This window comes from Clostridium sp. D53t1_180928_C8, assembly GCF_015667795.1.
Classification (GTDB): domain Bacteria; phylum Bacillota; class Clostridia; order Clostridiales; family Clostridiaceae; genus Clostridium.
This window is the reverse complement of sequence record NZ_JADPEL010000107.1, coordinates 1-2,779: the sequence shown is the minus strand read 5'-3', so window position 1 is coordinate 2,779 and position 2,779 is coordinate 1. Positions and strand designations below refer to the sequence as shown.

2 protein-coding genes and 1 pseudogene are annotated in these 2,779 nt (G+C 23.9%); all 3 read right to left on the bottom strand.

The features are described from left to right. Positions 1–337: 337 nt before the first annotated feature. Entirely contained in the window at positions 338–1,222 is an 885-nt protein-coding gene (locus tag I4V51_RS20620; RefSeq protein ID WP_195990314.1) for an anti-sigma factor domain-containing protein, read from the bottom strand. 4 nt (positions 1,223–1,226) lie between these two features. Then, the gene (locus I4V51_RS20615; RefSeq protein WP_195990313.1) at positions 1,227–1,895 is read right to left on the bottom strand and encodes a sigma-70 family RNA polymerase sigma factor; all 669 of its coding nucleotides are present in this window, start codon (positions 1,893–1,895) and stop codon (positions 1,227–1,229) included. Between the two features lie 510 nt (positions 1,896–2,405). Continuing rightward, positions 2,406–2,779, bottom strand: a pseudogene (locus I4V51_RS20610) (hypothetical protein); the annotation flags it as partial.

Below are 2,779 nucleotides of genomic sequence, written 5' to 3'. Positions count from 1 at the left end.
ATTGGTTTTATCATATATATCACACCTTTCTAATCAATTCATTATATCATTTAAAATATAATTTTCTATATAATTATGTTGTTTTCTCCTTAAATCATCATAAATTTTAAAATTGATAATATTCAATTATATAATTAATAAGTGATAGCTGAAATATTTTATACTTCTGCTATCACTTATCATTTAGAGTCTTTTATACTATTTAAAACTTAAGTATTATATAGATTAGTCTATTTATTTTTTTATTACAAATAAACATTAATGTTCCTATTGAATATACTCCAATATAGATGACTCTAGAAAAACAATGGGAGTAATTTAATACTACATCTAAAGATTAATCCTCAATTCCCTCATTATCATCATCCTCATCATCATCATTGTCATTATGATCATCATCATTATGTTCGTCATCATGTTCTTGTGAATCTTCTAGCCTATCTTCAAGTTCATCTTGAAGTTCGTCTAATGCATCTTCATTCAAGAATAAATTACTATTATTGCTTTTTAATAAGTCTAATAACTCTTGAGTACTTAAATTTTCAAAAGCTTCTTCAATTCCATCTTCATCAAGCTTTGCAATAGCTTCATATTTTCCTAAACTTATTCCTTGCTCTTCTGCCATCGCTAAACTTTGTTCATTCCCTTTAATAAACGCAACATTTGTATCATTAAAAGTAGTTTTAACTATATTTTGAACATTTTGTTCATATTCAATATTGTCGCTTCCTAAGAAAGAAAAACCAACTAAAATGGAGTTTCCATTACCTAAGTAATTATCTTTAGTTAAAATTTCTTTTAGTTTAATAGCGCCCTCTTCTACTGTTAATCCCCTTATAGTATTTATATCCAATACTTTTCCATCATCATTAAGTCCTTTAACATTAATTATTTTACCATTAGCATCTAAATTAAATTCAATACTAGGATTAACATCAAAAGTCAAAACTGCATAAGTATTATTTAAATTAGATGAAAATCTATTAAATAGAGGATTAATAAAAATAAGTATAAGCGCTGCAACAGCTCCTAAAGGTATTAACAAATTCTTTAATCCCTTATTTTTAGAGTCTACTCGTCCATTATAAATATCTTCATCTAAACAAAATATAGTTTCACCAATTTTCAAATCACCCTTTTTGTTAATACGAAGAATTTCTCCTCCATCTTTCATAACAATTATATATTTTTCTTTTATCTCCATAACAATCGCTTTAAACATATTTTCACCTCCTTATCCATAACTTTAAATTTCTAAAATTCTTATCTAATATAATTACTACTGATATAATAAATCTTTTACTTCTCTTTATTATTTTTTCTGTAACAGAAAATTTTAAGGATATTTGTTTTATTGGTAATCTTCTTTTCTCATACATAAAGCTTTTTAATAAAACTTCATCATTTACTTGTTCAGATATAAAAATTGCTCTCTTTCTTGTATCTTCATGTTTAGGTGATTCCTCTACTAAATCTTCAAAAGAAAATCCAAATTTATCTATTTCATCTTTTAGTTTATTTATTTCTACTGCAAGCTCATCATCACTTTCTACTGGAGTATGATAAACATTTTCTACATTAATTCCATTTTCACTTAGTTCTTCTATAGAATCTACCTTATTATGTTTATTTTCCTTAATAAGATAATTCTTAATTCTACTTGAAATAACAAGCTTCGCAAAAGCAGAAAAACTTCCTTTTTCTTCATCAAACTTATCAATAGCTTCTTTAAAAGCTATCAATGCTATACTAAACTCATCATCATTTTTAACTGAAACATACCTTCCAGTTATTGAGCTTACCGTTTTTATTATTAGTGGCATATACTCATTAATTAAACTATTTATATCTTTTTCTGAAATACTCTTTATGTTATCTTCTAAAAAACCTTCCATATAATATAAATCTCACCTCCTATCTTTAGGGTTTATTATATTGCAAATTATATTCCTTTATTTTTATTTTGCACTATTAAATACAATTGTTATTTTTGTTTTAGGTACTTTTTTATTTATAATTAATTTAATATTTTTTATAAGTATCTAAAAAACTTATTTATCAATTGTAAAGATTCCTTAGCTTCATAATAATTATTATCTTCAATAGTCATAGAGGGATTATTACAATATTTTTTATATTATAAAATATAGACTCAATATCCATAGTTCCATTATTTATTCTATCATTATTATGAAGATGTAAATGTGCAATTCGTATACCAAGCTTAGTAATCCACTCTTATATAGACTTATCTGAATAACAGTTTGCATGTCCAATATCTAAGCATATACTTAAACTTTCATTTTCAACTCAATCAACTAATTCTATTAAATGATCTATTTCCTTTTCATATACGTTTTCAATATGTATTTTTATATTATCATCCTTATCTAAAAAAATTCTTTTCAAAACTCAATACAATTATTTATATAGGTTTCTTTAAAGTAAATATTTTCATAATAGCAAGAATGAAAGATTATTCTATCTTTACTTAACCTTTTAGCTATATCATATATTTGGTTATATCTTTTTAAAGTAGTATTTTTAACTAAATTATCAAATCTTGCTAGATTTAAATCAAGAAAAGGCCCATGTAATGATAAATATCTATTATCTATACATGTACCCATTCTATTATAATAATGATTTAATCCATTATCTTTTTTATCTAAAACAAATCCAATTCCAAACTCTATAATTTCAAGTCCTACATCATTATCTTTAAATAATTGTAATACATAAATTTTACTCATCTTATTTATACTTAGAGAAAATGTCT